Source organism: Luteimonas sp. MJ250 (assembly GCF_039548455.1).
Lineage (GTDB): Bacteria > Pseudomonadota > Gammaproteobacteria > Xanthomonadales > Xanthomonadaceae > Luteimonas.
Genome location: NZ_JBCLVB010000012.1, coordinates 62,191 through 88,639, shown reverse-complemented (window position 1 = coordinate 88,639; position 26,449 = coordinate 62,191). Strand labels below are relative to the sequence as shown.

Below are 26,449 nucleotides of genomic sequence, written 5' to 3'. Positions count from 1 at the left end.
ATGAAGTGGCGGACCGGGGATTATCGCGCGTCGCGAGGGCATCTGCTCCGCGGCGCCGTGGCAGAATCGGGGCATCCGCAATCGCAGGGCGCCACATGCCAGCCACCCCGTCACGCCGTCCCCTGCCCCTTCCTACCGGCCGCGGCTGGTGGCTCGTGGGCGCCGGCATCGCCGCGGGCATCGCCATTTTCCTCGTGCTCTGGTTCGTGCAGCGCGACGGCAGCGACCCGTATCGCGCCGATGTGCAGCCGCCTGCGGCATCCGCGCAGGTGTTCCAGCCGCTTCCCACCCCGCCGCGCTCGGGCACTTCGATCGGCGCGGACGTCCCGGAAATGCCCTCGTCCGGTGCCCGCGTGGAAGAGCCGGCGCCCAGCGCCCCGCCCCTGGCCGCAGGCCGCGCCACGGATCCTGCCGCACCGGCTGTACAGCCCGTCGAGCTGTCGGCCAGCTCCCCGGTGCCGATCAGTTCACCCGGCCCGACCTATCCCGCCCGCGCCCTGCGCCGCGGCGAATCCGGCGAGGTGCTGCTGCGCATCCAAGTGGACGCGCGCGGCGTCCCCGTCCAGGTCGACGTCGCATCGAGCAGCGGATCCCGGGACCTCGACCGCGCGGCCCAGCGTGCGGCCCGGCGCTGGCGCTTCCGCCCGGCAATGCGCGACGGCAGCCCCAGCGCGGGCACCGTGACCGTCCCGATCCGCTTCGACAGCGGGCGCTGAGCGCGCGGCGAGCTGCACACACGGCCGCGACCTGGCCTGTGGAACGCTTCCTTGAGCTGCTGCACCTGCGCAGGCAGCCAAGGAGCCGTGCATGGCCGACCCCAACCGCAATCCGAACACACCCCCACCTCCACCCCAACCGCCACCCGCCGCCGGGCCGGAGCGCAGGACGGCCGCACCGCTGCTCTGGATCGTGCTGCTCCTGGCGCTGCTTGCATTCGGGTGGTTCATCTACAGCCAGCGCGCCGGCGTCAGCACCGCGCCCGAAGCGCTGCCGCCACCGGCCGTAGAGATCGGTGATGGCCAGGACGCCGCCGCCGAGCGCGAGCGTGCCGCGGACGACGCCCGTCGCCGGACGGCGGAGCCGTCCCGACCCGCCGCACCCGCGGTCACTGCCGATCGCGGCGCGGAACCGCTGACCCGCGTCCAGCCCGTGTACCCGCCTGCGGCCTACCGCGACCGCGCGCAAGGCACGGTGCTGGTGAGCGCCGTGGTCGGTGCCGACGGCCGGCCGGAGGACGTGACGATCGCGAGCCGCAGCGGATCCCGCGATCTCGACCGGGCCGCGATCGACGCGGTAAGGAAGTGGACCTTCCGGCCGGCGATCAGCGGTGGCGACCCCGTGTCCAGCACCGTCGAAGTCCCGGTGACCTTCCGCCTCGACGACGACTAGACGCGCTCAGCCCCGGTGCAGGCCGAAACCCGCGGCCTGCGCCATCGCTTCGAAACCGGGGAAGGAGGTCGCGACGTTGGCGACGTCCCCGATCACGACGTCGCCCGCGGCCAGCTGGGCCGCGACCGCGAAGGACATCGCGATGCGATGGTCGCCGATGCTTTCCACGCGACCACCGAACAGCGACCCGCCCTGGATCTCCATGCCGTCGGGCAGCTCGCGCACGCGGATGCCCAGCGCCTGCAGTCCGACTGCCATGGCATGGATGCGGTCCGATTCCTTGACCCTGAGCTCGGCGGCCCCGCTGATGCGCGTTGTGCCGCGAGCACAGGCCGCGGCCACCGCGAACACCGGGAATTCGTCGATCATGTCCGCGACCAGCGCTTCAGGCAGGTCGATGCCCTGCAGCGTCGCATGGCGCACCGCGATGTCCGCGACCGGACCGCAGGCACCGGCGCGCCGATCCATCTCGCGAATGTCGGCGCCCATCGCGCGCAGCGCATCGAGCAGGCCGGTGCGCCGGGGATCCACCCCCACCGAACGCAGCAGCAGCGACGAACCCGGCACCAGGGTCGCGGCCACGATGAAGAAGGCGGCCGACGAGAAGTCGCCCGGCACGTCGATCTCTCGCGCGCGCAAGCGATGCCCACCGCTCAGCCGCACCGCGCCGGCCGATGCTTCCACCGGCCAGCCGAATGCGGCCAGCATGCGCTCCGTGTAATCGCGCGTTGGCCGCGGCTCGCGGACGCTGGTCTGGCCATCGGCATACAGGCCGGCAAGCAGCACCGCGGACTTCACCTGGGCGCTGGCCACGGGCGGTTCGTATGCGATCGCATGCAGCGGCAAGCCGCCGGAGATCCGGAGCGGCGGCCGCTCGCCGTCGACGGAGTCGATCACCGCGCCCATCGCCTGCAGCGGCGTCATCACCCGCCGCATCGGGCGGAGCGACAGCGAGGCGTCACCGCAAAGCACCGTGTCGAAGCGCTGGCCTGCGAGCAACCCGGCCAGCAGGCGCATCGCGGTGCCGGAGTTGCCGCAGTCCAGCACGCCGGTGGGCGGCTGCAGGCCGTCGATGCCGACGCCATGCACCACGCGGCACGCCGGAGACGGCGTCTCGATGCGCACCCCCATCGCCCCGAAGATCGCAGCGGTGGCGCGCGTGTCCTCGCCCTCGAGGAAGCCGTTGATGCGGGTGCTGCCATCGGCCAGCGCGCCGAACATCACCGCACGATGCGAAATCGACTTGTCGCCCGGCACCGTGAATTCGCCCGACAGTGCCCTGCCGCGCGATGCCACCCAGCCCGCCGGGTTCGCGCTCGTCGCCTCTCCGCCACCGCTCACGGCACGGCGACCGGATACGAGCCCAGCACCCGCACGTCGCCGGCGAATGCGTCGATCTCGGCCAGCGCATCCTTCAGCGGCGACTCCTCGACGTGTCCACCGACGTCGATGAAGAACGCGTATTCCCACAGCGCGCCGTGGGAGGGCCGCGACTCGATGCGGTTCATGCTGATGCCGTGCCGCGCCAGCGGCTCGAGGATCTTGTACAGCGCGCCCGGCTGGTCGCGGATCGACACCATCAGCGAGGTCCGGTCGTGTCCCGACGACGGGAACGCGGCGCGCCCGATCACGAGGAAGCGCGTGGTGTTGTCGCTGCGGTCCTCGATCGGCCCCGCGACCGTCTTCAGCCCGTAGACCCGGCCCGCGCTTTCGCCGGCGATGGCCGCCGCGTCGTCGGCGTTGCGCGCGCGCCGCGCACCCTCGGCGTTGCTGGACACCGGGAACTTCTCCGCCAGGGGCAGGTGCTGCCGCAGCCAGTTCTTGCTTTGCGCCAGCGACAGTCCGTGGGAATAGATCCGCTCGACATCCCCGATCCGCCCCGTGCGCGACATCAGGTACTGGTGGATGCGCAGCTCGACTTCGCCGCAGATCATCAGCGGCGAGGTGAGGAACATGTCGAGCGTCGACTGGATCGTGCCCTGCCCCGAGTTCTCCACCGGCACCACGCCAAAATCGGCGGCCCCCGAAGCGACCTCGTCGAAGACCTCTTCGACGCTGGCCAGCGGCAGGCCCAGCGCCGAGTGCCCGAAGTGCTTCTGCACCGCCTGCTGCGAGAACGTGCCCTCGGGGCCGAGATAGCCGATCTTCAGCGGTTCCTGCTGCGCAAGGCAGGCGGACATGATTTCGCGGAACAGGCGCAGCAGCACGTCGTCGGCCAGCGGGCCGTCGTTGCGGTCGACCACGCGCCGCAGCACCTGCGCCTCGCGCTCGGGCCGGTAGTAGTCGATGGCGGCGGCAAGCCTGCCCTTGGCGCGGCCGACCTGGCGGGCGAACAAGGCGCGCTCCGCAATCAGCGCCTGGATCTCACGGTCGATGCCGTCGATCTGCGCACGCACCGCGGCAAGGTCCGGCTTCGCCGCCGAACCGCCGCCCTCGCCCTGGTCGTCCTTGCTAGCCATGTCGACGCTGGAAATCGGCCATGTGATCGACCAGCGCCTGCACCCCGGCCAGCGGCATCGGGTTGTAGATGGACGCGCGCATGCCGCCGACCACGCGATGCCCCTTGAGGCCGATCAGGCCGGCCTCGCGCGCTTCGACAAGGAAGGCCTCGTCGAGCGCGGGGTCGGGCAGGAAGAACGGCACGTTCATGCGCGAGCGCACGGCCGGCTCGACCTGGTTGCGGTACCAGCCGCCGGAACCATCGATGGCCGCATAGAGGAGCTTCGCCTTCTCTTGGCTGCGGCGCGCGAATTCTTCCACCCCGCCCTGTTCGAGCATCCAGCGGAAGGTCAGCCCGGCGACGTACCAGTTCCAGGTCGGCGGCGTGTTGAGCATGGAATCCGCGGCCAGCTGCAGCCGGTAGTCGAAGATGTCGGCGCGCGGCTGGCCGGCGCGTTCCAGCAGGTCGCGGCGCACGATCACCACCCCGATGCCGACCGGGCCGAGGTTCTTCTGCGCGCCGGCATAGATCGCGCCGAAGCGCGAGACGTCGATCGGCTCGGACGCGATGCTGGAACTGAAGTCAGCGAACAGCGGCACGTTGCCGGTATCCGGATAGGCGTGGCCTCCCGCCACCGCTGGACGGAATTCGACGCCGTGGATGGTCTCGTTGGCGGTGACGTGCACATAGGCCGCGTCTTCGGAGAGGCGCCAGCCCGCGGCCGGCGGGATGCTGCGGTAGCCATCGGCCTCGCTGCTCGCGGCCACGTTCAGGTCGACATAGGGCGCGGCCTGGCGGGTGGCGATCGCGCCCCAGTGGCCGGTGAGCACATAGTCGGCGCGCTGCCCGGGGGCGGCGAAGTTCAGCGGCAGCAGCGCCTGCTGCGCCGTGGCGCCGCCCGGGAGGAACAGCACCGCGTAGTCGGCTGGAATGCCGATCAGCTGGCGCAGGTCGGCCTCGGCGCGGGCGGCGATTTCGATGAATTCAGGCCCGCGATGGCTGATTTCAACGATCGAGGCGCCGGCCTCGCCATATTCAAGCATCGTGTCCCGGGCCTGGAGCAGCACCGGCTCCGGCAGCATGGCGGGACCGGGACTGAAGTTGTAGGCGCGCGACATGGCTGGACCTCGGGGTACGGATGGGCGATCCAGTATGCCGCAATGCAGCACCGCGGCATCACCCGGCCGGCGTTAGGATTGGCCCTCCCCCAAGGCGAGATGCGGACATGTCCCGCTACCAGTACGCGCGGCTTCCCGGCGAGCCACTCACCGACGAGGCCGTCTACCGCGACCGGCGCCGATTGCTGCAGATGCTTGCGCTGTCGCCCGCCCTGCTCGCGGCCGGCTGCCGCGGCGCCGAGCCGCCACCACCGGTGGACGTCCCGCGCACCGCCGGCACCGGCGCGCGCACCGGCTTCGACACCGACGAGCCCCTGACCCGCTACGAAGACGCCACCGGCTACAACAACTTCTACGAGTTCGGCAGCGGCAAGGCCGATCCGTCGCGCGCGGCAAGGACGCTGGTGACATCACCGTGGTCGGTGGCGGTTTCCGGCGAGTGCGCCCGCCCGGGCACGGTGCCGCTGGAGACCCTGCTCAAGGGCCTGGTGCCGGAAGAACGCACCTACCGCATGCGCTGCGTTGAAGGCTGGTCGATGGTGATCCCCTGGCTGGGCGTGCCGCTGGGCGAAGTGCTCAGGCGCTTCGAGCCGACCTCGGACGCGAAGTACGTCGCCTTCACCAGCCTCGCCGACCCGCGGCAGATGCCGGGCGTGCGCGCGCCGATCATCGACTGGCCCTACCGCGAGGGCCTGCGCATCGACGAAGCCATGCATCCGCTCACCCTGCTGGCCACGGGCATGTACGGCAAGCCCTTGCCGCAGCAGAACGGTGCACCGCTGCGCCTGGTAGTGCCATGGAAGTACGGCTTCAAGGGCATCAAGTCGATCGTCGCGATCAGGTTCACCCGCAAGGCTCCGGCCACCGCATGGAACGACATGCAGCCGCGCGAGTACGGCTTCTTCGCCAACGTGAATCCGGCCGTCGACCACCCGCGCTGGAGCCAGGCGAGCGAGCGGCGGATTGCCGGCGACGGCAACCGGCTGTTCGCCGACCGCATGGCCACGCGCCCCTTCAACGGCTACGCCGAACAGGTCGCTTCGCTGTACCAGGGCATGGACCTGGCACGCTGGTATTGAACGCGCCCGGCGGGGCGCGGAATGCTCCGCGCAGCGGTCCTGGCCTGGTCGCGGCCAAGGCCGGCGTCCACGCGCTCGCGCTGACGCCGCTGGCGCTGCTCGTCTGGCAGGCCTGGCAGGTGGGCAGCGGCGCCGATATCGACGCACTCGGTGCCGACCCGGTGGCCGCGATCGAACACGAGCTCGGGCTGTGGGCGTTGCGCCTGCTGCTCGCCACGCTGGCGGTGACGCCCCTGCGCCAGCTCCTGCAGCAGCCGGTGCTGCTGCGCTTCCGGCGCATGCTCGGGCTGTACGCATTCGCCTACGCCAGCCTGCACTTCAGCGCTTACCTGGTGCTCGACCTGCGTGGCTGGTGGGCCCAGGTGCTGATGGAAATCGTCGAGCGGCCCTACATCACGGTGGGCTTCGCGGCCTGGCTGCTGCTGGTTCCGCTGGCGCTGACCTCGACCCGCGGCTGGATGCGGCGGCTGGGCAGGAACTGGGGACGGCTGCATCGCCTGGTCTACGTCATCGCGACGCTTGCGGTGCTGCATTTCTGGTGGGTGGTGAAGTCCGATGTCCGCGAGCCGCTGCTGTACGCGGCGATCCTCGCCGTCCTGCTGGGATGGCGGCTTGCCCGGCGGCGCCGGCGAAGCGCGCCGCCGTCGCCGGCCCGGGCTTCAGCCGGTACCGAACAGCAGCAGTAGCGCCAGCAGTCCCGCCAGCACCAGGGCCGTGACCAGCAGCCATGGCAAACGCATGGCGCCGCCGCGCCCGCCGGCCGCCGGTGCCTCGGCGGGAGCGGCCTCGGCCCTGGAATCCCCTCGCGCACCGGTCGGCGCCTCGAGCACGAAGCGATGATGGGCGTCGAACACCACCTGGTCGCCGGGACGCAGCACCACGTCACGCACCGGCTCGCCGTTGACCTGGCTGCCCTCGGCCGAGCCAAGGTCGCGCAGCACCACTTCGCCACGCAGCATCTCCAGGCGGGCATGGCGCTCGGAAAACGCGGCTTCGTCGATGCGGATGTCGGCCTCGGGTGCGCGCCCGACCAGGCGCGGGCGCTCGAGCGTGAAGCTGCGCCCGTGGTAATGGCCGCCGACCCCGCGCAGCACCACGCGCACGTCGCCAGCTTCTCCGGTGCTGTCGCCGAAACCGCCCTCCGGCTGCCGCGGCGCTTGCGGTGCGACCAGGCGCATGCCGCTGCCGTCCACGAACACCGCATCGCCCACGCGCAGCATTGCCATGCGCTGCACCGGGCGGCCGTTGACGTGCACGCCGCGCGTGCCTTCGGGGACGGTGAGCCAGACGCCACGGCGGTCGACGCAGAAGTTCACGATGGCGGCGTCATGCACCGGGCCGAGCGTGGCGTCGCCAGCGCCTCGCCCGATGCCGTGCACGCCGACGGCCAGGGGGTAGTCGTCGCCGGTGGAATCGAAGCGCAGCCTGAGAGTGTCCATGCGCGGTGGAATCTATCACGCGCCACGCTTGGATCGAGCCGCCGCCGCCTCCAGAATGTCGGTCCAAACACACGGAGCAGCTCATGGCCGACATCGACATCCACCACCCGCACCAGCTGTCCATGGCGGGCGCGCGCGACGCCGTGCAGCAGGTCGCCGACAAGCTGATCGAGCGCTTCGGGGTGGACTGCCGGTGGCAGGGCGACGTGCTCGGCTTCAGCCGCGCGGGCGTGGACGGGACCATCTCGCTGCAACCCGGCGAAGTCCAGGTGCGCGCGCAGCTCGGCTTCCTGTTCGCGGCGATGCAGGGTCCGATCGAGTCGGAAATCCGGCGCGTGCTGGGCAAGCACTTCGGCTGAGCGCGGCACGCCGGCCGCCAACCGCGCGCGCGTGGGTCTATCCTTGGGGTTCCGGGGACAGGGGCGGGACACATGTTGAAATGGGCGCTGGCAATCGTCGTCGTGCTCGCAATCGGGGCGGCCGCCACTTGGCTGGCGCAAGGTCCACTGCGCCGCCGTGACGAAACCGCCGCCGGGATCACCGCGCTGTCGGCAATGTCGTGGCGCGAATTCATCCGCATCGTGCTCGAAGCCCTGTCGCGCCGCGGATACCACCGCCTGGTGGACCGCGAGGCGCCCTCCGGCGAGAGTGACCACATCCTGGTCCGCAACGGCGACCACTGGCTGCTGTCGACCAAGCACGGCAGCGCGTTCGTGCTCGGGCGCGCTGCCGTCAACGAGCTGACCGCGGCCATGGGCCTGGCCGGTGCCGTGGGCGGACTGCTGGTGACCCAGGGGCGCATCGACGACGACGCCCGCCGGACTGCGCACGGCCAGGCCGTGGAGCTGCTGGACGGCGCGACCCTGTGGCCCGAACTCCGGCCGCTGATGCCGGCGCCGACGCTTGCTCCGATGGAAAAGGCCTCCGCCAAGCGCGCGCGCGAGCGCAGCCTGGCAGGTTGGCTGCTGGCCCTGATCGCAGGCGTGGCGGTGTTCAGCCTGCTGCCCGCAACGCGGCCGTCCGCTGCCACCGTGGCTCCCGCCGCAGGCGTTCCCGCGGATGCAGCCGCCGGGACGGCTACCGCGGAACCGGCCACCCCGGCGGGCGAGCCGGATGCCGCCACGCTCCAGGCGGAGCGCCGGGAGCTGGCCGCCGCCATCGCGACGCTGCCCGGAATATCCAGGGCCTTCTGGACCAGCAGTTCGACGCTGGAAGTTCTGTCGTCCGGCGGCGAAGGGGAGCCTTTCACGGCCATCTGCCCGCTCGTGGAGCGCTATCCGGCGCTGGCCTCGTCGCGCATCCAGCTCACGCCCCCGCTCGACAGCGGCCGCGCCGTCCGCTTCCGGCAGTGCCGCAGCTACTGAGGCGCCTCCTGCCCGGTTGTCACCGGACCGTCATCGTTCGGACACCATCGGGTCACCCCTCGCCGCTGGAATAGTGCCCGGGCCTCGTCCTGCACGCGCCTCCACTGCGCGATGCGGCCGTCCGCCGCGTCCTCCTCCTCTCCAGATACCTGCGCTGCTTGCCGGGTCCGAACGGGCCCGGCTTTTTTTCGCGCCCGACCCTGGCGTTCAGGTTCGCGGGCAGCAGTCATGAAGCTGTCACAAAAACATCATCCAATGTGCGTACGCCGAATACGGCGCCTGCCCACAACGGAATCCCCACCATGACTCCTTCCAAGCTGCGTCTCGCCTCCCTTGCGCTCGCCACGGCCCTGCTGGCCGCGGCTTGCCAGCCGTCCGGCAGCGATCCGGCGGCCGTCGGCAACGGCGGCGCCAACCAGGTGTCGGGTGCCGGCGCCTCCTTCATCTACCCGCTGGTGTCGAAGTGGTCCGCCGACTACAACGCCGCCACCGGCAACCAGGTCAACTACCAGTCCATCGGTTCCGGCGGCGGCATCGCCCAGGTCAAGCAGGGCACCGTCGACTTCGGGTCCAGCGACAAGCCGCTGTCGACCGCGGAGCTGGTCGAGGCCGACCTGGTGCAGTTCCCCTCGGCGATCGGCGGCGTGGTCCCGGTGGTCAACGTCGACGGCCTCGCGCCGGGCGAGCTGAAGCTCACCGGCCCGCTGCTGGCGGACATCTTCCTGGGCAAGGTCGCGAACTGGAACGCCGCCGAAATCGCCGCGGTCAACCCGGGCCTGGCCCTGCCGGACGTCAAGATCAGCATCGTCCACCGCTCCGACGGCTCGGGCACCAGCTTCAACTTCACCAACTACCTGTCCAAGGTCAGCACCGAGTGGCAGCAGCAGGTCGGCGAAGGCACCTCGGTCGCCTGGCCGCTGGGCGTCGGCGGCAAGGGCAACGAAGGCGTGGCGTCCTACGTGCAGCAGATCAAGGGCGCGATCGGCTATGTCGAGCTTGCCTACGCGCTGCAGAACACCATGCCCTACGCCTCGATGCAGAACGCGGCCGGCAACTTCGTCGAACCCGGCGCGGAAAGCTTCGCCGCCGCGGCGCGCACCGCCGATTGGGCTTCGGCCAGCGACTTCAACCTGGTGATCACCGACGCCCCGGGCGCGGACTCGTGGCCGATCACCGCCACCAACTTCATGCTGATGCCCAGGCAGCCGGCGGATCCGGCGCGCAGCCAGGCGACGCGTGACTTCTTCAAGTGGGCCTTCGAATCCGGCCAGGCGCAGGCCAGCGAGCTCCACTACGTGCCCCTGCCGGCAGAGCTCGTTGCACAGGTCGAGGCGTACTGGGCCGCCGAGTTCAACTGAGGCCTTCGTGCCCGCCGCAGCCGCGGCGGGCGCCCACAGCTCCGGGACGCCGATGAACGCTTCCACCCTGCCAGCCAACACCCCCGGCCAACGCGACCTGCGCGACGCCCGCGCCGACCGCTGGTTCCGCTACGCCCTCGTCGGCACCGTGGCCTTCGTGCTGCTGGCGCTCGCCAGCGCGGCGCTCTCGATGCTCTGGGGCGGCCGCGAAGCCCTGCAGTCCCAGGGCCTGTCGTTCTTCCTCTCGGCGGAGTGGAACCCGGTCGAGAACCGCTACGGCGCGCTGGCGCCGATCTACGGCACCGTGGTCACCGCCATCATCGCGATGCTGCTTGCGGTGCCCATCAGCTTCGGCATCGCGGTGTTCCTGACCGAAGTCGCGCCGCGCTGGCTGCGCGGGCCGGTGAGCGCGGCGATCGAGCTGCTGGCCGGCATCCCTTCGATCATCTACGGCATGTGGGGCCTGTTCGTGCTGGTGCCGGTGATGACCACGCACGTCACGCCCTGGCTCAACGAACACCTCGGCAACGTGCCGGGCCTGGGCATGCTGTTCCGCGGCCCGCCGCTGGGCATCGGCATCCTCACGGCCGGCCTGGTGCTGGCGATCATGGTGGTGCCCTTCATCACTTCGGTGATGCGCGAAGTGTTCCTGACCGTGCCCACCCGGCTCAAGGAGTCGGCCTACGCGCTCGGCTCCACGCGCTGGGAAGTGTGCTGGGACATCGTCCTGCCCTATACGCGCTCGGCGGTGATCGGCGGCATCTTCCTCGGCCTCGGCCGCGCGCTGGGCGAGACCATGGCGGTCGCCTTCGTCGTCGGCAACAGCGTGCGCCTGACGCCGTCGCTGCTGGAGCCAGGCACCACCATCGCCGCGCTGATCGCCAATGACTTCGGCGAGGCCACCGACACCTACCGTTCGGCGCTGCTGCTGCTGGGCTTCGTGCTGTTCATCGTCACCTTCGTGGTGCTGTCGCTGGCGCGGCTGATGCTGGCCCGGCTGGCGCGCAGGGAGGGCAACTGATGGCCGCCGCAAGCCCGGTGCCGCTGTCGCGCGGCGCGCGGCAGCTCTACCTTCGCCGCCGCATCATCAACGCGGTCACGCTCTCGCTGTCGTGCGTGGCGGCAGTGATCGGCCTGGTGTTCCTGGCCTGGATCCTGTGGACCCTGGTGTCCAAGGGCATCAGCGGCATCAACGTCAGCCTGTTCACCCGGGACACGCCGCCGCCCATGGCCGAGGGCGGCCTGCGCAACGCGCTGTTCGGCTCGGCGGTGATGTGCGGTCTGGCGATCCTGATCGGTGCACCGCTGGGCGTGGCCGCGGGCACGTGGCTGGCCGAGTACGGCGCCAACAGCCGCACCGCCACGGTCGTGCGCTTCGTCAACGACATCCTGCTGTCGGCGCCGTCGATCGTGCTCGGCCTGTTCGTGTACACCCTGCTGGTGATGTACGGCGGCGGTGGCTTCTCCGCGCTCGCGGGCTCGGTGGCGCTGGCCTTCATCGTGCTGCCGGTGGTCCTGCGCACCACCGACGAGATGCTGCGCCTGGTGCCGACGCAGATGCGCGAGGCCGCGCTGTCGCTCGGGGTGCCGCAGTGGAAAGTGACCGTGCAGGTGCTCTATCGCAGCGCTTCGGCGGGCATCGTCACCGGCATCCTGCTGGCCCTGGCCCGGATCAGCGGCGAGACCGCGCCGCTGCTGTTCACCGCCTTCGGCAACCTGTACTGGAACAGCAACATCATGCAGCCGATGGCCAGCGTGCCGGTGGTGATGTACCAGTTCGCCGGCAGCCCCTACGAAAGCTGGCAGGACCTGGCCTGGGCCGGCGCCCTGGTGCTCACTGCCTTCGTGCTGCTGATCAGCCTCGGCGCGCGCGCGGTGCTGGCGCGGAACCGCATCCCCAATGACTGATTCCATGACCTCGACTCCTCCCCGGACCCCGCCGATGAATGCCAACCATGTCCCCGCCGGGCACGGACGCGCCACGCTGTCCACCTCGCCCACGCGTCGTGCCGCCGCCCCGCCGGCGCCGGTGAAGCTGTCGGTGCGCGACCTCGACTTCCACTACGGCAGCTTCCACGCCATCAAGGGCGTGGCCATGGACATCCCGGAGAAGCGCGTGACCGCGCTGATCGGCCCCTCGGGCTGCGGAAAGTCGACGCTCCTGCGCGTTTTCAACCGCATCTACGCGCTGTATCCGGGCCAGGTGGCCAGCGGCAGCATCCTGCTCGACGGCGAGGACATCCTGTCGCCGAAGTACGCGATGAACCGCCTGCGCTCGAAGGTCGGCATGGTGTTCCAGAAGCCGGTGCCGTTCCCGATGACCATCTACGAGAACATCGCCTACGCCATCCGCCACCACGAGAAGGTGTCGAAGGCGGACATGGACGACCGGGTGGAATCCGCGCTGCGCCAGGGCGCGCTCTGGGACGAGGTCAAGGACAAGCTCGGGCAGAGCGCGCTCGGCCTGTCCGGCGGCCAGCAGCAGCGCCTGTGCATCGCGCGCGCCGTCGCGCTGCGCCCCGAAGTGCTGCTGCTCGACGAGCCGACTTCGGCGCTCGACCCGATCTCGACCAGCCGCATCGAGCAGCTGATCGAGGAGCTGAAGCTCGATTACACCATCGTCATCGTCACCCACAACATGCAGCAGGCCGCGCGGGTCTCGGACTACACGGCCTTCATGTACCTTGGCGACCTGGTCGAACACGACAGCACCGAGACCATCTTCTCCAATCCCTCGAAGCGCCAGACCGAGGACTACATCACCGGACGGTTCGGATGAACAACCAGCCCCACGACCACATCGTTCGCAGCCACGACGAGGAGCGCGAGCGCCTGATCGGCGAGATCCTGCGCATGGGCGAGCTGTCAGTGGCGCAGCTCGAAGCCGCGCTCGACGTGGTCGAGCGTCGCGATGACCGCGCCGCCGGCCACATCGTCGCCAATGACGAGGCCATCGACGACATCGAGCGCGTGGTCAGCCAGGACGTGATGAAGCTCTCGCTGCGCGGCCCGCTGGCGCGCGACCTTCGCGAAGTGCTGGCTGCACTGCGCATCGTCTCCGACATCGAGCGCATCGGCGACTATGCGGCCAACATCGCCAAGCGATCGATCGCGCTCAACCAGGCGCCGGCGCTGCCGGTCGCCGGCGGCCTCGCCCACCTCGGCGCGCTGGCCGTGCGCCAGGTGCGCAGGGTGCTCGAGGCCTACCGCACGCACGATCCCGAGGCGGCGCAAATGGTCCGCGACACCGACGCCGCGCTCGACGCCGAATACACGCGCCTGTTCCGCGAACTCCTGACCTACATGATGGAAGACGCGCGCGCCATCACCGGCTGCACCCACCTGCTGTTCATGGCAAAGAACCTCGAGCGCATCGGCGACCACGCCACCAACATCGCCGAGAACATCTGGTTCATGGCCTATGGCGACGACAACCTGCCGCCGCGCGAAAAGGCCGACGACACCAACACCCAGACCTGAATCCGGCACCCGCGCCGTTGCTGCACTGCACCGTGCGCCCTGCGGCATACTTGGCGCCCCGCGGCCTCCTGCCGCGGAACAGGAGAACGCCAGCATGTCGAAGTCACCTGCAAAGCCCGTCGCCCTCGCGGTAGCCGCCACGCTGGGCGGCCTGGCACTTTCCGGCGCCGCATTCGCGATGACGCCGCTCGCCAGCGGCTACATGGTGTCCGCCAACGCCAGCCAGGACGCCGCCGCCACCGAAGCCGCCACCGAAGCCAAGGCAGGCGAAGGCCGCTGCGGCATGTCCCACGCCGACAGCGATGGCGACGGCCGCATCTCCGCCGAGGAGTTCGCCACCAGCCATCCGGAAAAGGACGCCTCCTACTTCAGCGCGATGGACGGCAACGGCGACGGCTTCGTCGACAAGGCCGAGCACGACGCCCACCACGCCGCAAAAAAAGCCGGGTCCGACGCGGACGCCGACACCGACAAGGCCGCGCAAGAGGGCAAGTGCGGCGAAGGCAAGTGCGGCGGCTCCGGCGCCTGCGGCGGCGCGGCCTGATCCATGGGTGATGCGGATGCGCGGCCACCCGCCGCGCAGCCACCGGCCATGACCGTCCCGCTGCATCCGCGCGCCGTCGGCCTCGGCCTGCGCCGCGCCCTGCTGCCCGAGCTGCGCGCCGCGCCGCCGGGCAGCTTCGATTTCCTCGAAGCAGCGCCCGAAAACTGGATCGGTGTCGGCGGCGCGCCGGGCGAGGCCTTCGCCGAGCTCGCTTCGCGCCATCCGCTCGCATGCCACGGCCTGTCGCTGTCGCTCGGCGGCCCGGCGCCGCTGGCCGAGTCCTTCCTGCACCAGCTGCGCCGGTTCCTCGATGCGCATCGCGCGCCGCTCTACAGCGAGCACCTCAGCGCCTGCGACGACAGCCTCGGCCAGCTCTACGACCTCTTGCCCCTGCCCTTCAGCGACGAAGCGGTGCGGCATGTGGCCGCGCGCATCCGCCGCGCCCAGGACATCCTCGGCCGGCGCATCGCGGTGGAGAACATCTCGTACTACGCCGCCATTCCGCCGGGTGCGGGTACGCACGCACTGACCGAGCTCGAGTTCGTCAACGCCGTGCTTGCAGAAGCCGACTGCGACCTGCTGCTGGACGTGAACAACATCGTCGTCAACGCCACCAACCATGGTTACGACGCGCTCGCCTTCCTGCGCGGGCTGCCGGGCGGGCGGATTGCCTGCATCCACGTTGCCGGCCATCGCGATGAAGCGCCCGGACTCAAGATCGATACCCATGGCGCGGCGGTGGCCGACCCGGTCTGGGCGCTGCTGTCCCAGGCCTATGCCCTGTTCGGCCCGCGGCCCACGCTGCTCGAACGCGACTTCGACTTCCCGCCGTTCGACGAACTCATGGGTGAACTCGACACCGTGCGTGGACACCTTGCCGCGACACCGGCCTACCGCCGTGTGGCCTGAAGACACCGCTCCCGGTACTGCGCCCACCGAGGCCAGAGCGGTGGCGGGGCCGGGCGGTCTCGCCGCCAGCGACGCCCTGCGCGCGCAGCAGGACGCCTTCACCGCCCACATCCGCGACCCCGACCGTCATCCAGCGCCGCCCGGCATCGACGCGCGCAGGATGCAGGTCTATCGCGACCTGTTCTTCAACAACGTGTCGCGGCTGCTGGCGGGCAACTTCCCGGTGATCCGCCGCATCCGCGGCAGCGCATGGCCCGCCCTGGTCCGCGACTTCTACCGCGACCACGGCTGTCGCACCCCGCTGTTCCCCGAGCTGCCGCGCGAATTCCTGCGCTATCTTGAAGCCAGCGGCGGGCGCGAGCCCTGGCTGCCGGAGCTGGCGCACTACGAGTGGATCGAGCTGGCCTTGCAGATCAGCCAGGCGCGCGTGGACGACATCGCCCATGACCCGCTCGATGCCCCCGGCACCGACGTCGCGGCCGCGCTCCTGGCCGGGCGTCCCCTGCTCTCGCCGCTCGCGTGGCCGCTGGCCTACGCCTGGCCGGTGCATCGCATCGGGCCTGGCATGCTGCCGGTCGAGCCGCCGGCCACGCCGACCCTGCTGCTGCTGCATCGCGGCGCCGGTGGCCGCGTGCGTTTCCACGCGCCCAGCCCGCTGGCCTGGCGGCTGCTGCAGCGCCTGGACGAAGCGCCCGCGCTCGACGGTCGCGCCCAGCTGGAAGCGCTGGCGGCGGAAGCCGGCAGCCCTGCGGATGCCGCCTTCATCGACCAGGGCTGCGCGATGCTCCTGCGCTGGCACGGCGAGGGCATCGTCGCCGGCGTACGCAGCTGAAAATCCGCCAGCGGCCGGTCGGCCGCACTCGGATAGACTAGCGCCGGTGACCACCCTGCCCACGCCTCCGCCCGAGCCCTCCGCGGCCGACCCCGCCTTCGCCCCGATGTCGTCCCGTTTCCGCGGCTACCTGCCCGTGGTGGTCGACGTCGAAACCGGGGGCTTCGACTGGAACCGCCACGCGCTGCTCGAGATCGCGGTGATGCCGATCGACCTCGACGACCAGGGCCGCTACGTCCTCGGTGAAGGCGCCAGCGCGCATGTGGTACCCGCGCCGGGTACCGACATCGACCCGAAGTCGCTGCAGATCACCGGCATCGACCTCGACCATCCGTTCCGCTTCGCCAAGTCCGAAAGCGACGCGCTAGACCACGTCTTTTCCGCGGTGCGCACCGCGGTGCGCAAGCACGCCTGCCAGCGCGCGATCCTGGTCGGGCACAACGCCCACTTCGACCTCAACTTCGTCAACGCCGCGGTCGCCCGCAGTGAACACAAGCGCAATCCCTTCCATCCCTTCAGCGTGTTCGACACCGTGACCATGGCCGGCCTGGCCTACGGGCAGACGGTGCTGGCGCGCGCGGTGCAGGCCGCGGGCATGGAATGGAACAGCGACGAGGCGCATTCCGCGGTCTACGACACCGAGCGCACGGCGCAGCTGTTCTGCACAATCGCCAATGGCTGGGGGCGGCATGCCACGCCGCCCGCCAATCCGCAGCCGCCCGATCTTCTGTAGCAGCCGCTGCAGCTGCGAATAGCCTTGCCACTGATTTGCACGTATCGGGCAAGAGCTTTTTTCAGCGACCGATTTGCGCGGATTGCGCGAATTCGGCCGAGGCACACGACTCGGACAGCGGCGGTCAGAGCCGCTGGCGCACCGCCTCGAACAGGCACACGCCCGCCGCCACCGAGACGTTCAGGCTGTCGACGCCGGCCTCGTTCGCGCCCGGCATCGGCAAGGCGACGAGTTCGTCGCAGTGTTCGCGGGTGAGGCGACGCAGGCCCTCGCCTTCGCCGCCCAGCACCAGTGCGACATTGCCGCGCAGATCGATGCCATAGAGCGACGCGCTGGCGTCGCCGGCCAGGCCGTAGATCCAGACGCCCTGCTTCTGCAGCTCGCGCAGGGTGCGGGACAGGTTGGTCACGCGCACCACCGCGATGCTGTCGGCGGCGCCGGCGGACGTCTTGCGCACGGTGGCGTTGACCTGTACCGCCTTGTCCCTGGGGATGACCACGGCGGTGACGCCGGCAGCCGCGGCGCTGCGCAGGCAGGCGCCGAGGTTGTGCGGGTCCTGCACGCCGTCGAGCACCAGCACCAGCGCGCGGCCTTCGGCGGCCTCGACCAGCCCCGGTAGGTCGTCCTCGTCGAAGGTCCTGGCCGCGGCGTAGCGCGCCACGGCCCCCTGGTGGCGCAGGCCACCGGCGACCCCGTCCAGCGCGTTCTGCGCGACGCGACGCACCTCGATACCGCGGCGACGGGCCTCTTCTTCGATCGTGCCGATACGCGGATTCTTCGCGCCGGCCTCGAGGAGGACTTCACGCACGTTGTCGGCGTCATGTTCCACGGCCGATGCGACGGCATTGATGCCGACGATCCACTGGTTCTGCTTGTTGCCCATCGGGCGTTCGTCCTCAGTACTTTTTCTTGGTCCGCTTCGCCGGCTGCCCTCGCGGGGCGGCTGGGACCGGACCGCCCTGCTGGACGCCCTCCTCCACCAGGCGGAAGTCGATCTTCAACTCTTCGACGCTCGCCTTGAGCACGACGATGCGCACGGCGTCGCCAAGCCGGTACTCGCGCTCGGAACGCTGGCCGGTCAGCGTCTTGCGGATCGGGTCGAAGTTGTAGAAGTCATTGGGCAGCTGGGTCACGTGCACCAGGCCGTTGACCTTGGATTCGGTGAGCTCCACGAACAGGCCGAAGCTGGTGACGCCGCTGACCACGCCGTCGAACTCACGGCCCACGTGCTCCTCCATCCACGCCGCGCGGTAACGCTCGTCGACCTCGCGCTGGGCCTCGTCGGCGCGGCGCGAACGCTCCGAACACTGCAGGGACAGCGTTGCCATCTCGTGCGCCGTGTACTTGTACTGCGCAACGCTGCCGCCGACGAGCGAATGCTTGATCGCACGGTGCACCAGCAGGTCGGCGTAGCGACGGATCGGCGAGGTGAAGTGCGCGTAGGCCTCCAGCGCAAGCCCGAAGTGGCCGATGTTGTCCGGCGAGTACACCGCCAGCGACTGGCTGCGCAGCAGCACGGATTCCAGCAGCGCGGCATCGGGACGCTCGCGCACGGTTTCCAGCAGCTTGCGGTAGTCCTTGGGATGCACCTTCTGCCAGGTCGGCAGACGCAGCTGGAACTCCTTCAGGAACTCAAGCAGATCAGCGTACTTTCCTTCCGGCGGGCGGTCGTGGTCGCGGAACGGCGCCGGGATGCCGGAGGCGAGCAGCGCGTGCGCGGCGGCCACGTTGGCCGCGATCATGCATTCCTCGATCAGCTTGTGGGCGTCGTTGCGCTGGATCATGCCGGCCTGGGTGACCTCACCCTGCGGCCCGAGCACGAAGCGGACTTCCGAGGTTTCGAAGTCGATCGCACCGCGCTGCTTGCGGGCCTTTTCGAACACCTTGTACAGCTGGTGCAGCTGCCGCACCTGCTGCATCTGCGGGCCGATGAACGCCTGCGCCGCATCGCGGTCGGCATCGGGGATGCCGTCGCCGACTGCGTTCCAGACCTGGTTGTAGGTCAGGCGCGCGTGCGAGTGCATCACCGCTTCGTGGAAGGAGTACGACACCATGTTGCCGCGGCGGTCGACCTGCATGTCACAGGCGAAGCAGAGGCGGTCCTCGCGGGGCTTCAGCGAGCAGATGCCGTTGGACAGGGTCTCGGGCAGCATCGGCACCACGAAGCCGGGGAAATACACCGAGGTCGCGCGCTTCTGCGCCTCGATGTCGAGCGGCTCGCCCGGGCGCACGTAATGCGACACGTCGGCGATCGCGACGATCACGCGGAATCCGTCGCGGTTGGGTTCGCAATACACCGCGTCGTCGAAGTCCTTCGCATCCTCGCCGTCGATGGTGACCAGCGCCAGCTTGCGCAGGTCCAGGCGGCGGTTGGCTTCGGCGGCGCCGACCTCCACCGGCACCCCGGCCGCGGCGTCGAGCACCTCGGGCGGGAACTCGTGCGGGATGTCATGGCCGTGGATCGCCGCTTCGACCGCGATGGACGCGGTCAGCTTGTCGCCAAGGATCGCCAGCACGCGGCCGATCGGCGGCCGGTGATTGTCCGGCGGCGCGACGATCTCGCAGACCACCAGCTGGCCGTCGCGCGCGTCCAGTCGCGCGTCGGCGGGAATCTGGACGTTGCGCTGGATGCGGCGGTCGTCCGGCACCACGAAGCTGATTCCCGACTCGAGCGCGTAGCGCCCGATGAGGCGGCTGACGCGGCGCTCCAGCACCTCCACGATCACGCCTTCGCGACGGCCGCGGCGGTCGACGCCGGTGACGCTGCCGAGCACGCGGTCGCCGTGCATCACCTTGCGCATCTCGAAGGGCGGCAGGAACAGGTCGTCGCCCACCCCGCTTTCCGGGCGCAGGAAGCCGAAGCCTTCAGGGTTGGCGATCACCGTGCCGGGGACCAGATCGGCGCGCGCCGCGGGCACGAAGCCGCGGCGGCGATTCTTCAACACCTGGCCGTCGCGCAGCATCGCCGCCAGGCGTTTGTCCAGCGCTTCCGCGCGCTCCGGCTCGGTCAGGCCCAGGGCCACCTGGAGGGCCTCGGCATCCATGGGGCCGTCGGCATCGGACAGCAGCTGGAGGATGGCTTCGCGGCTGGCAATGGGGTTTTCGTAGCGTCCCGCCTCGCGCGCGGCCTGCGGGTCGTCAACGCCGCCACGCTTGCGGCCACCGTCCTTCCCGCGCGCCGGCGCCGGCGCCGGTGCTTCAGGCGCGACGGGCGTATCCGGCCCACGCGGCTTCATCGCGCGCAGCAGCCCCGGATCGGGCATCCAGCCCGGCTGAGCCGCCGGCTTTTTCTTCGCGGCGCGGGCTGGCGCCGCCGGGTCCTGCCCGGGCCTGGTGGCAGCGGCTTTCGCGCCCCTGGAAGGCGAGTCGCCGCCAGCCTTCGCCCTGGAAGGCGTCCTGTTGCGGCCGCTGCCGCCCTTGTCTGCAGTTTTTGTCATCCGGCAATTGTACGCGGGCGCCGTGGAAGTCCCGTGCTCATCGTTTCGCATCCGTGTGCATCGATTCGGCTGTCGCCCGTTGACAGGATCGCCGCCGCGCTGCACCATACGCGCCCACCTGCCCAGGTGGCGGAATTGGTAGACGCACTAGCTTCAGGTGCTAGCGGGGGCAACTCCGTGGAGGTTCGAGTCCTCTTCTGGGCACCATCATTAGGTTGATGACAGGAAACCCCGCGAAAGCGGGGTTTTTTGTTTGCCTGCGTGGCGGCGCGCCGCGAACGGCAGCGCGTTGTGGGCGTGGGTGGCGGCGATCGCCGCGTGCCCCACCGCCACCGAGATCTGGTTGAGTCCGCTGACCACGTCACCGATCGCGTACAGGCCCGGCAGCCGCGTCTGCTGGTCGCCGTCGACGACGATCTCGCCCTCGTCGGTCAGCGCGGCGCCGGCCGCGGCGGCGATGTCCGCACTGGTGTCGGAGCCCAGGTATGCATACACGGTGTCCAGCGTGACCGGCGCACCCTCCAGCGGGACGTAACTGCATTTTTCGCCATCGAAGGCCAGGCGCCCGCCACCCGGCAGCCACTCGGCGCCGGCTTCGCGCGATCTGCGTCCGGCGTCGCCGCCATCGCCGCTGTCGCTCGGCAGGACGAGGACCGTGTCCGAATACCCCAGCAGGAACAAGGCATGCCCGCCCACTTCGTCTGCGGGGCCGTGCACGCCGATCACCAGGTCGCTGGCTTCGTAGGCATCGCAGACCGGACACAGCCGAAGGGCGCCGCGGGCGATGGCGTCGGCGACCCAGGGCCCTTCGGGCAGACGGTCGCTCACGCCGCTGGCGAGGATGACCTTGCGCGCGCGCCAGGAGCGTTCGCCGGCGGTGACTTCAAACCCACCGCCGTCCAGCGGCCTGACGCCGTCCACCACGGCACGTTCGGTCACCAGCCCGACCTCGCCGGCCTGTTCGCGCATGCGCCGCAACAACTCCTTCCCGGACACCCCGTGCGGGAATCCCGGGCAGTTGTTGCTCTCGGGAATCCAGCGGGCGCGGCTTTCTCCGGCATCCAGCACCAGGCAGGAGCGATGGAAGCGATGCAGGTAGGTGGCCGCTGTCAGCCCCGCGGGCCCGCCACCCACCACGATCACATCGATCACGCCTGCGGCGGCTCGGGTGGGGCGTCGCGCTGCGTGCCGCCGTCGTGGCGCGGCATGCGGCCCTTGTCGCCGGCGGGCGTCCAGGCGTTCCGGTCGCCGCTTCCATGATCATAGGAGCGCTGTTCGCGCTCGGGCTTCGCGCTGTCTGGACGCGTGTCTTCGGGAACGCTGTCGCGGGTCATATCCGCCTCCGTCGATGCTGGATGTCGACAGACGATGCGCGCCGCCGCGGAAAGGACGCGTGAGGCCGCAGGGCCACGGGCATGTTCATCATGCAATCACCGACCGGCCGTAATTTCCTCGCATGGCCACGCGACGCAATGCGGATCCCGTCGACCCATCGCCTTCGACGGCGGCGGAATCGCACGCGGCGGCCGAAGCCGGACTGCGCCATGTCAGCGACTGCATGCCCGGCATCCGCCGCCTTCGCTGCGGGCGCGGTTTCCGCTACGTGGATCCGGATGGTCGCGCGGTCAGGGATGCCGCGACCCTCGGCCGCATCCGCGCGCTGGCGATCCCGCCCGCCTATCGGGACGTCTGGATCTGCGCCTCGCCACGCGGCTACCTCCAGGCCACCGGGCGCGACGCGCGCGGCCGCAAGCAGTACCGATACCACGCCGACTGGCGGAGCTTCCGCGACACCGGAAAGTTCGAGCGCCTGCCGGACTTCGCCAAGGCCCTGCCGCGGCTGCGCCGATCCCTGCGCTGCGACCTGGCGCTGCCCGGGTTCCCGCGGGACAAAGTCCTGGCCATCGTGGTGCGGCTCCTGTCCGAAACGCTGCTGCGCGTGGGCAATGCCGGCTATGCGCGCGACAACGGCTCATTCGGCCTGACCACGCTGCGCAGCCGCCACGCGCGCTTCCCGCAGGGGGCGCTGCGGCTGCAGTTCAAGGGCAAGGGCGGCAAACAGCTCGAGGTCGAGCTGGACGACCGGCGGATCGTCCGCATGGTGCGCACCCTGCACCAGCTGCCGGGCCAGCACCTGTTCCAGTACAGCGAGGACGGTGGCGGATCGCAGCCGGTGGACTCCAGCATGGTCAACGCGTACCTGCGCGAAAAAATGGGCGCGCCGTTCACCGCCAAGGATTTCCGTACCTGGGGCGCGACCCTGGCTGCGTTCCGCCTGCTCGCGGCCACGCCCCCGCCCGACGACGCCAACGAAGCCGACCTCGCACGGCTGCGGCAGCGGGTGGTGGTGGAGGTCGCGCAGACGCTGGGCAACACGCCGGCCGTCTGCCGCAGCTCCTATATCGACCCCTGCGTTTTCGACGGCTGGCAGGACGGCAGCCTGGCGCGCGCCGCATCGCGGGCACGCGGGGCGCGCCAGTGGGAAACCGCCGCGCTGCGCTTCCTGGCCCGTGCCCATCGCGCCGCGGCCGGGCGGCCGGTCACGCGGAAACAACGTCGCGAAGGCTAATAAGCGGCTACCAGTCATCACTCCAGGAGCCCAGCATGAGCCGCGACCGCAAAGACCCTCCCCAGGACCACGATCGGCACGGGCCGGAAACGCCGCAGGACCGCGCGAACCGCAAGAACCGGGAAAACGAGAACCAGGACGAGGCGCTGGAAGAGACCTTCCCCGCCAGCGACCCGACATCGCCCTTCGTGCCGGCCAAAGTCCGCGACTGAGGATGGCCACGCCGGTACCGCCCGCCCTCGTGGTCGTTGACATGGTCGGGCTGTTCGACTTCCCGGAAGCGGACGTGATCGCCCCGGCCGCACTGCGCGCCGCCCGCAACATCCACACGCTGCGCGAACGCTTCAACGACCGCGGCTGGCCGGTGTTGTTCGCCAATGACAACTTCGCCCGCTGGCAGTCGGATTTCCGCGAACTGGTGGCGATGGCCTCCGCCACGCCCGGGCCTGCGGGTCGCATCGCGGCGCTGCTCCAGCCCCTGCCCGATGACCACTTCGTGCTGAAGCCCAAGCATTCCGCGTTCCTGGCCACCGCACTGCCGGTGCTGCTGGCCAAGCTCGGCGTGCGCCGGATCCTGCTGGCGGGCATGGCACTGGAGAGCTGCGTCCTGGCCACGGCGATCGACGCCAACGCCCGCGAGTACGACGTCGCGGTGCTGCGCGACGGCGTTGCCGGGCGCCCGCGGCTGCGCGCCAGCACGTTCAAGGTGCTCGAGGGCGCCGGGATCGCGCGCACCATCGAGACCCGGAACGCGGTGGCCTGGGGCGCGCGCGGGACGCAGTAGCGGGCCAGCGGCCGCTGCCGGCCTTGTAGAATCGCGGGTCCCGAAACGCCACAGCAGTCCAGATGAACGACCCGGTCCGCCCCGTCTTCCACGGTTTCGAACAGATTCCCCTGCGCGAGTACGCCGAGCGCGCCTATCTCGACTATTCGATGTACGTGGTGCTCGATCGCGCCCTGCCCTTCATCGGCGACGGATTGAAGCCGGTGCAGCGGCGGATCATCTACGCGATGAGCGAGCTCGGGCTCAGCGCGACTTCGAAGCCCAAGAAGTCGGCGCGCACCGTCGGCGACGTGATCGGCAAGTTCCACCCCCACGGCGACAGCGCCTGCTATGAAGCCCTGGTGCTGATGGCGCAGCCCTTCAGCTACCGCTATCCGCTGATCGAGGGCCAGGGCAACTTCGGCTCGACCGACGATCCGAAGTCGTTCGCGGCCATGCGCTACACCGAGTCCAAGCTGACGCCGATCGCAGAAGCGCTGCTTGGCGAACTCGCGCACGGCACCGTCGACTGGGCGCCCAACTTCGACGGCACGCTGGAAGAGCCCACCTGGCTGCCCGCGCGCCTGCCGCACCTGCTGCTCAACGGCACCACCGGCATCGCGGTCGGCATGGCCACCGACGTGCCGCCGCACAACCTCAACGAGGTGGTCAGCGCCTGCGTGCGCCTGCTCGACGACCCCGAGGCGACCGTCGCCGACCTGTGCGAGCACGTGCGCGGGCCCGACTACCCCACCGCCGCCGAGATCATCACCCCGGCCGCCGACCTGCGCACGATCTACGAGACCGGCCACGGCAGCGTGCGCGCCCGCGCCACGTTCCTGAAGGAAGCGGCCAACATCGTCATCACCGCCCTGCCCTACCAGGTCAGCCCCGGCAAGGTGATCGAGCAGATCGCGGCGCAGATGCGCGCCAAGAAGCTGCCCTGGCTGGAGGACATCCGCGACGAGTCCGACCACGCCAACCCGGTGCGCGTGGTGCTGATCCCGCGCTCCAACCGGATCGACGTGGACCAGCTGATGGGCCACCTGTTCGTGACCACCGATCTTGAGAAGAGCTACCGGGTCAACCTCAACATCATCGGCCTGGACGGCCGGCCGCAGGTCAAGGACCTGCGCACGCTGCTGCTGGAATGGCTGTCGTTCCGCAGCGACACCGTCACCCGTCGCCTGCAGCACCGCCTGGACAAGGTCGAGCGCCGCATGCACCTGCTGGAAGGCCTGCTGGTGGCCTTCCTCAACCTGGACGAGGTGATCCGGATCATCCGCAGCGAGGACGAACCACGCGCCGTGCTGCAGGCGCGTTTCGAGCTCAGCGACGACCAGGTCGACTACATCCTCGAAACCCGCCTGCGCCAGCTCGCACGGCTCGAGGAAATGAAGATCCGCGGCGAGCAGGAGGCGCTCGACGCCGAGCGCGACCGCCTGATGGCGACCCTGGGCAGCAAGTCGAAGCTGCGCAAGCTGGTCAAGGACGAGCTGCTCGCCGACGCGAAGAAGTTCGGCGATGAACGCCGTTCACCGCTGGTCGCGCGCGGCGCGGCGCAGGCCCTGGCCGAGACCGACCTGGTGGCCAGTGAGCCGGTGACGGTGGTGCTCAGCCAGAAGGGCTGGGTGCGTGCCGCCAAGGGCCATGACGTCGATGCGTCCACGATGTCCTACCGCGAAGGCGACGCGCTGCTGGCCGCGGTGCGCGGGCGCAGCACGCAGCAGGTGGCGTTCCTGGATTCCAGCGGCCGCGCCTATTCCACCCTGGCCCACGGCCTGCCGTCGGCGCGCGGGAACGGCGAGCCGCTCACCGGGCGCTTCTCGCCCGCTGCCGGTGCCACCTTCGTGGCCATGGCCAGCGGCGACGCCGGCGCCCGCCTGGCGCTGGCCTCCTCGGCCGGCTACGGCTACGTCACCCGCTTCGAGAACCTGGTGGGGCGGCAGAAGGCGGGCAAGGCCATGCTCAGCGTGCCGGAGGGCGCGCACGTGCTGCAACCATCGCCGGTCGCCGGCATGGAGACCGACCGCATCGTGGCGGTCACCAGCGCCGGGCACCTGTTGGCGTTCCCGGTCGCCGAGCTGCCCGAACTCGAGCGCGGCAAGGGCAACAAGATCATCGAGATCCCGAAGGCCAAGCGCGGCACCGAGCGCGTGGTGGCGATTGCGGCGGTGCCGCAGGGCGGCACGCTCTTGGTCATGTCGGGCGCGCGCACGATGTCGCTGTCGTACCGCGACCTGGAGGCCTATCTCGGCGCCCGCGGCAGCCGCGGCGGGCTCCTGCCCCGCGGTTGGCAGAAGGTCGACGGGCTGGCGGTCGACTGATGGACCCGGCGTTCTGGCACGAGCGCTGGCATGACGGGCGGATCGGTTTCCACCAGTCGTCGGTCACGCCGCAGCTGGAACGCCACTGGGACGCGCTGGCGCTGCCCGCCGGCAGCACCGTGTTCGTGCCGCTCTGCGGCAAGAGCCTGGACATGCCATGGCTGGCCGCACGCGGCCACCGCGTGCTCGGCGTCGAACTGTCGGAACTGGCCGTGCGCAATTTTTTTTGCGAGCGCGGCCTCGAGCCCGCGATTCACGAAACGGAATCCGGCCTGCACTGCAGCGCGGGTCCGTTCGAGATCATCGTCGGCGATGCCTTCGGGCTCGACCGCATGGCGTTGGCGGAGTGTGCGGCGGTATTCGATCGCGCCGCACTGATCGCACTGCCGCCCGAACTGCGCCGGCGCTACGTCGAAACGACATGGACCAGCCTGCCGGACCACTGCCGCGGTCTGCTGGTGACGCTGGAGTATCCGCAGGCGGAAAAAGCCGGGCCGCCGTTCGCGGTCGAGGCCAGCGAAGTGCAGGTACTGTTCGGCGCGGCCTGGTCGCCCATCCTGCTAGAGCGCAGCGACATCCTCGCCGACGAGCCGCGCCTGGGTGCCGACGGGCTCAGTGCGCTCGCCACCGCCGCCTGGCGGCTCCAGCGCCAGCCGCGCGCATAAAGC

At 70.3% G+C, this 26,449-nt stretch carries 27 protein-coding genes, 1 tRNA gene and 1 pseudogene; 21 read left to right on the top strand and 8 right to left on the bottom strand.

Features of this window, described 5'->3' with window-relative positions; translation table 11 throughout:
- Positions 1 to 95: 95 nt before the first annotated feature.
- Together WCE37_RS10110 and WCE37_RS10105 are read left to right on the top strand one after the other, a co-directional pair.
- Positions 96 to 716 carry an energy transducer TonB gene (locus WCE37_RS10110; protein ID WP_343279249.1) on the top strand — a complete coding sequence of 207 codons (621 nt, stop codon included), beginning with the start codon at positions 96 to 98 and terminating at the stop codon, positions 714 to 716.
- A gap of 91 nt (positions 717 to 807) precedes the next feature.
- A complete protein-coding gene (locus WCE37_RS10105; protein WP_343279248.1) occupies positions 808 to 1,389 on the top strand; it encodes a TonB family protein in 582 nt (193 codons plus the stop codon).
- 6 nt (positions 1,390 to 1,395) lie between these two features.
- Here the strand turns inward: WCE37_RS10105 and aroA are convergent, their stop codons facing one another.
- The 3 genes and pseudogenes from aroA to serC form a co-directional block, all read right to left on the bottom strand.
- Entirely contained in the window at positions 1,396 to 2,730 is a 1,335-nt protein-coding gene (gene aroA, locus WCE37_RS10100; protein WP_343279247.1) for a 3-phosphoshikimate 1-carboxyvinyltransferase, read from the bottom strand.
- Positions 2,727 to 3,841 (bottom strand): annotated as a pseudogene (gene pheA / locus WCE37_RS10095) (prephenate dehydratase); the annotation flags it as partial. The gene aroA and the pseudogene pheA, both read right to left, overlap by 4 nt.
- Complete coding sequence (gene serC, locus WCE37_RS10090) at positions 3,841 to 4,947, bottom strand: 3-phosphoserine/phosphohydroxythreonine transaminase (RefSeq protein WP_343279246.1); 1,107 nt, start codon at positions 4,945 to 4,947, stop codon at positions 3,841 to 3,843. The pseudogene pheA and the gene serC, both read right to left, overlap by 1 nt.
- Positions 4,948 to 5,054: 107 nt before the next feature.
- On the opposite strand from serC, the gene msrP reads away from it, so the two are divergent.
- Both msrP and WCE37_RS10080 read left to right on the top strand, forming a co-directional pair.
- Entirely contained in the window at positions 5,055 to 6,026 is a 972-nt protein-coding gene (gene msrP / locus WCE37_RS10085) for a protein-methionine-sulfoxide reductase catalytic subunit MsrP (protein WP_343279245.1), read from the top strand.
- A 44-nt stretch (positions 6,027 to 6,070) separates the two neighbouring features.
- Positions 6,071 to 6,712: a protein-methionine-sulfoxide reductase heme-binding subunit MsrQ gene (locus WCE37_RS10080; protein WP_343279431.1), complete on the top strand. Its 642-nt coding sequence runs from the start codon at positions 6,071 to 6,073 to the stop codon at positions 6,710 to 6,712.
- On the opposite strand, the gene WCE37_RS10075 is transcribed toward WCE37_RS10080, so the two are convergent.
- The gene (locus WCE37_RS10075) at positions 6,686 to 7,465 is read right to left on the bottom strand and encodes an FHA domain-containing protein (protein ID WP_343279244.1); all 780 of its coding nucleotides are present in this window, start codon (positions 7,463 to 7,465) and stop codon (positions 6,686 to 6,688) included. The two genes, WCE37_RS10080 and WCE37_RS10075, sit on opposite strands and share 27 nt — an antisense overlap.
- Before the next feature lie 83 nt (positions 7,466 to 7,548).
- Here WCE37_RS10075 and WCE37_RS10070 point away from each other — a divergent pair, with 83 nt between their 5' ends.
- The 11 genes from WCE37_RS10070 to rnt all read left to right on the top strand — a co-directional run bounded on the left by WCE37_RS10070 (position 7,549) and on the right by rnt (position 16,685).
- On the top strand, positions 7,549 to 7,824 hold the full coding sequence (locus WCE37_RS10070; RefSeq protein WP_343279243.1) for a polyhydroxyalkanoic acid system family protein: 276 nt from the start codon (positions 7,549 to 7,551) through the stop codon (positions 7,822 to 7,824).
- 72 nt (positions 7,825 to 7,896) lie between these two features.
- Entirely contained in the window at positions 7,897 to 8,829 is a 933-nt protein-coding gene (locus WCE37_RS10065) for a restriction endonuclease (RefSeq protein ID WP_343279242.1), read from the top strand.
- A 302-nt stretch (positions 8,830 to 9,131) separates the two neighbouring features.
- Entirely contained in the window at positions 9,132 to 10,187 is a 1,056-nt protein-coding gene (pstS, locus tag WCE37_RS10060) for a phosphate ABC transporter substrate-binding protein PstS (RefSeq protein WP_343279241.1), read from the top strand.
- A 52-nt stretch (positions 10,188 to 10,239) separates the two neighbouring features.
- Complete coding sequence (pstC, locus tag WCE37_RS10055) at positions 10,240 to 11,208, top strand: phosphate ABC transporter permease subunit PstC (protein WP_343279240.1); 969 nt, start codon at positions 10,240 to 10,242, stop codon at positions 11,206 to 11,208.
- Positions 11,208 to 12,095, top strand: a complete 888-nt coding sequence (gene pstA / locus WCE37_RS10050; RefSeq protein WP_343279239.1) for a phosphate ABC transporter permease PstA — start codon at positions 11,208 to 11,210, stop codon at positions 12,093 to 12,095. The genes pstC and pstA overlap by 1 nt, the downstream gene beginning before the upstream one ends.
- 34 nt (positions 12,096 to 12,129) lie before the next feature.
- Positions 12,130 to 12,966, top strand: coding sequence for a phosphate ABC transporter ATP-binding protein PstB (pstB, locus tag WCE37_RS10045; protein ID WP_343255245.1), 837 nt, complete (start codon positions 12,130 to 12,132; stop codon positions 12,964 to 12,966).
- The gene (gene phoU / locus WCE37_RS10040; RefSeq protein WP_343279238.1) at positions 12,963 to 13,667 is read left to right on the top strand and encodes a phosphate signaling complex protein PhoU; all 705 of its coding nucleotides are present in this window, start codon (positions 12,963 to 12,965) and stop codon (positions 13,665 to 13,667) included. Before pstB ends, phoU begins: the two co-directional genes overlap by 4 nt.
- A gap of 94 nt (positions 13,668 to 13,761) precedes the next feature.
- Positions 13,762 to 14,211, top strand: a complete 450-nt coding sequence (locus WCE37_RS10035; RefSeq protein WP_343279237.1) for a hypothetical protein — start codon at positions 13,762 to 13,764, stop codon at positions 14,209 to 14,211.
- A gap of 48 nt (positions 14,212 to 14,259) precedes the next feature.
- A complete protein-coding gene (locus WCE37_RS10030) occupies positions 14,260 to 15,120 on the top strand; it encodes a DUF692 domain-containing protein (protein WP_343279236.1) in 861 nt (286 codons plus the stop codon).
- A gap of 40 nt (positions 15,121 to 15,160) precedes the next feature.
- Positions 15,161 to 15,952, top strand: coding sequence for a putative DNA-binding domain-containing protein (locus tag WCE37_RS10025; RefSeq protein WP_343279235.1), 792 nt, complete (start codon positions 15,161 to 15,163; stop codon positions 15,950 to 15,952).
- Positions 15,953 to 16,058: 106 nt separating this feature from the next.
- Positions 16,059 to 16,685: a ribonuclease T gene (gene rnt, locus WCE37_RS10020; protein WP_343279430.1), complete on the top strand. Its 627-nt coding sequence runs from the start codon at positions 16,059 to 16,061 to the stop codon at positions 16,683 to 16,685.
- Positions 16,686 to 16,809: 124 nt separating this feature from the next.
- Here rnt and rlmB read toward each other — a convergent pair whose 3' ends face one another.
- Together rlmB and rnr are read right to left on the bottom strand one after the other, a co-directional pair.
- The gene (gene rlmB / locus WCE37_RS10015) at positions 16,810 to 17,568 is read right to left on the bottom strand and encodes a 23S rRNA (guanosine(2251)-2'-O)-methyltransferase RlmB (protein WP_343279234.1); all 759 of its coding nucleotides are present in this window, start codon (positions 17,566 to 17,568) and stop codon (positions 16,810 to 16,812) included.
- 13 nt (positions 17,569 to 17,581) lie between these two features.
- Positions 17,582 to 19,948, bottom strand: a complete 2,367-nt coding sequence (rnr, locus tag WCE37_RS10010; protein WP_343279233.1) for a ribonuclease R — start codon at positions 19,946 to 19,948, stop codon at positions 17,582 to 17,584.
- A gap of 294 nt (positions 19,949 to 20,242) precedes the next feature.
- Between rnr and WCE37_RS10005 the strand changes: the two genes are divergently transcribed.
- Positions 20,243 to 20,329, top strand: a tRNA-Leu gene (locus tag WCE37_RS10005).
- Between the two features lie 3 nt (positions 20,330 to 20,332).
- Here the strand turns inward: WCE37_RS10005 and WCE37_RS10000 are convergent.
- Complete coding sequence (locus WCE37_RS10000; protein WP_343279232.1) at positions 20,333 to 21,274, bottom strand: NAD(P)/FAD-dependent oxidoreductase; 942 nt, start codon at positions 21,272 to 21,274, stop codon at positions 20,333 to 20,335.
- The gene (locus WCE37_RS09995; RefSeq protein ID WP_343279231.1) at positions 21,271 to 21,456 is read right to left on the bottom strand and encodes a hypothetical protein; all 186 of its coding nucleotides are present in this window, start codon (positions 21,454 to 21,456) and stop codon (positions 21,271 to 21,273) included. The genes WCE37_RS10000 and WCE37_RS09995 overlap by 4 nt, the downstream gene beginning before the upstream one ends.
- A gap of 122 nt (positions 21,457 to 21,578) precedes the next feature.
- On the opposite strand from WCE37_RS09995, the gene WCE37_RS09990 reads away from it, so the two are divergent.
- The 5 genes from WCE37_RS09990 to WCE37_RS09970 all read left to right on the top strand — a co-directional run bounded on the left by WCE37_RS09990 (position 21,579) and on the right by WCE37_RS09970 (position 26,446).
- Positions 21,579 to 22,691 (top strand): DNA topoisomerase IB, encoded by a 1,113-nt coding sequence (locus WCE37_RS09990; RefSeq protein WP_343279230.1) that lies wholly within the window; start codon positions 21,579 to 21,581, stop codon positions 22,689 to 22,691.
- A gap of 35 nt (positions 22,692 to 22,726) precedes the next feature.
- A complete protein-coding gene (locus WCE37_RS09985) occupies positions 22,727 to 22,903 on the top strand; it encodes a hypothetical protein (protein WP_343255308.1) in 177 nt (58 codons plus the stop codon).
- A gap of 2 nt (positions 22,904 to 22,905) precedes the next feature.
- Positions 22,906 to 23,475, top strand: a complete 570-nt coding sequence (locus tag WCE37_RS09980) for an isochorismatase family cysteine hydrolase (RefSeq protein WP_343279229.1) — start codon at positions 22,906 to 22,908, stop codon at positions 23,473 to 23,475.
- Positions 23,476 to 23,537: 62 nt separating this feature from the next.
- A complete protein-coding gene (parC, locus tag WCE37_RS09975; protein WP_343279228.1) occupies positions 23,538 to 25,781 on the top strand; it encodes a DNA topoisomerase IV subunit A in 2,244 nt (747 codons plus the stop codon).
- Entirely contained in the window at positions 25,781 to 26,446 is a 666-nt protein-coding gene (locus WCE37_RS09970) for a thiopurine S-methyltransferase (RefSeq protein WP_343279227.1), read from the top strand. Before parC ends, WCE37_RS09970 begins: the two co-directional genes overlap by 1 nt.
- The last annotated feature ends 3 nt before the right edge of the window (positions 26,447 to 26,449 follow it).

What these genes read in the sequence shown, in the direction of transcription:
- WCE37_RS10110 (WP_343279249.1), top strand. Translation starts at nt 96, where the DNA reads ATGCCAGCCACCCCGTCACGCCGTCCCCTGCCCCTTCCTACCGGCCGC.
- WCE37_RS10105 (WP_343279248.1), top strand. Translation starts at nt 808, where the DNA reads ATGGCCGACCCCAACCGCAATCCGAACACACCCCCACCTCCACCCCAA.
- serC (WP_343279246.1), bottom strand. Translation starts at nt 4,947, where the DNA reads ATGTCGCGCGCCTACAACTTCAGTCCCGGTCCCGCCATGCTGCCGGAG.
- msrP (WP_343279245.1), top strand. Translation starts at nt 5,055, where the DNA reads ATGTCCCGCTACCAGTACGCGCGGCTTCCCGGCGAGCCACTCACCGAC.
- WCE37_RS10075 (WP_343279244.1), bottom strand. Translation starts at nt 7,465, where the DNA reads ATGGACACTCTCAGGCTGCGCTTCGATTCCACCGGCGACGACTACCCC.
- WCE37_RS10070 (WP_343279243.1), top strand. Translation starts at nt 7,549, where the DNA reads ATGGCCGACATCGACATCCACCACCCGCACCAGCTGTCCATGGCGGGC.
- WCE37_RS10065 (WP_343279242.1), top strand. Translation starts at nt 7,897, where the DNA reads ATGTTGAAATGGGCGCTGGCAATCGTCGTCGTGCTCGCAATCGGGGCG.
- pstS (WP_343279241.1), top strand. Translation starts at nt 9,132, where the DNA reads ATGACTCCTTCCAAGCTGCGTCTCGCCTCCCTTGCGCTCGCCACGGCC.
- pstC (WP_343279240.1), top strand. Translation starts at nt 10,240, where the DNA reads ATGAACGCTTCCACCCTGCCAGCCAACACCCCCGGCCAACGCGACCTG.
- pstA (WP_343279239.1), top strand. Translation starts at nt 11,208, where the DNA reads ATGGCCGCCGCAAGCCCGGTGCCGCTGTCGCGCGGCGCGCGGCAGCTC.
- pstB (WP_343255245.1), top strand. Translation starts at nt 12,130, where the DNA reads ATGAATGCCAACCATGTCCCCGCCGGGCACGGACGCGCCACGCTGTCC.
- phoU (WP_343279238.1), top strand. Translation starts at nt 12,963, where the DNA reads ATGAACAACCAGCCCCACGACCACATCGTTCGCAGCCACGACGAGGAG.
- WCE37_RS10035 (WP_343279237.1), top strand. Translation starts at nt 13,762, where the DNA reads ATGTCGAAGTCACCTGCAAAGCCCGTCGCCCTCGCGGTAGCCGCCACG.
- WCE37_RS10030 (WP_343279236.1), top strand. Translation starts at nt 14,260, where the DNA reads ATGACCGTCCCGCTGCATCCGCGCGCCGTCGGCCTCGGCCTGCGCCGC.
- rnt (WP_343279430.1), top strand. Translation starts at nt 16,059, where the DNA reads ATGTCGTCCCGTTTCCGCGGCTACCTGCCCGTGGTGGTCGACGTCGAA.
- rlmB (WP_343279234.1), bottom strand. Translation starts at nt 17,568, where the DNA reads ATGGGCAACAAGCAGAACCAGTGGATCGTCGGCATCAATGCCGTCGCA.
- rnr (WP_343279233.1), bottom strand. Translation starts at nt 19,948, where the DNA reads ATGCCCGATCCGGGGCTGCTGCGCGCGATGAAGCCGCGTGGGCCGGAT.
- WCE37_RS09995 (WP_343279231.1), bottom strand. Translation starts at nt 21,456, where the DNA reads ATGACCCGCGACAGCGTTCCCGAAGACACGCGTCCAGACAGCGCGAAG.
- WCE37_RS09990 (WP_343279230.1), top strand. Translation starts at nt 21,579, where the DNA reads ATGGCCACGCGACGCAATGCGGATCCCGTCGACCCATCGCCTTCGACG.
- WCE37_RS09985 (WP_343255308.1), top strand. Translation starts at nt 22,727, where the DNA reads ATGAGCCGCGACCGCAAAGACCCTCCCCAGGACCACGATCGGCACGGG.
- WCE37_RS09980 (WP_343279229.1), top strand. Translation starts at nt 22,906, where the DNA reads ATGGCCACGCCGGTACCGCCCGCCCTCGTGGTCGTTGACATGGTCGGG.
- parC (WP_343279228.1), top strand. Translation starts at nt 23,538, where the DNA reads ATGAACGACCCGGTCCGCCCCGTCTTCCACGGTTTCGAACAGATTCCC.
- WCE37_RS09970 (WP_343279227.1), top strand. Translation starts at nt 25,781, where the DNA reads ATGGACCCGGCGTTCTGGCACGAGCGCTGGCATGACGGGCGGATCGGT.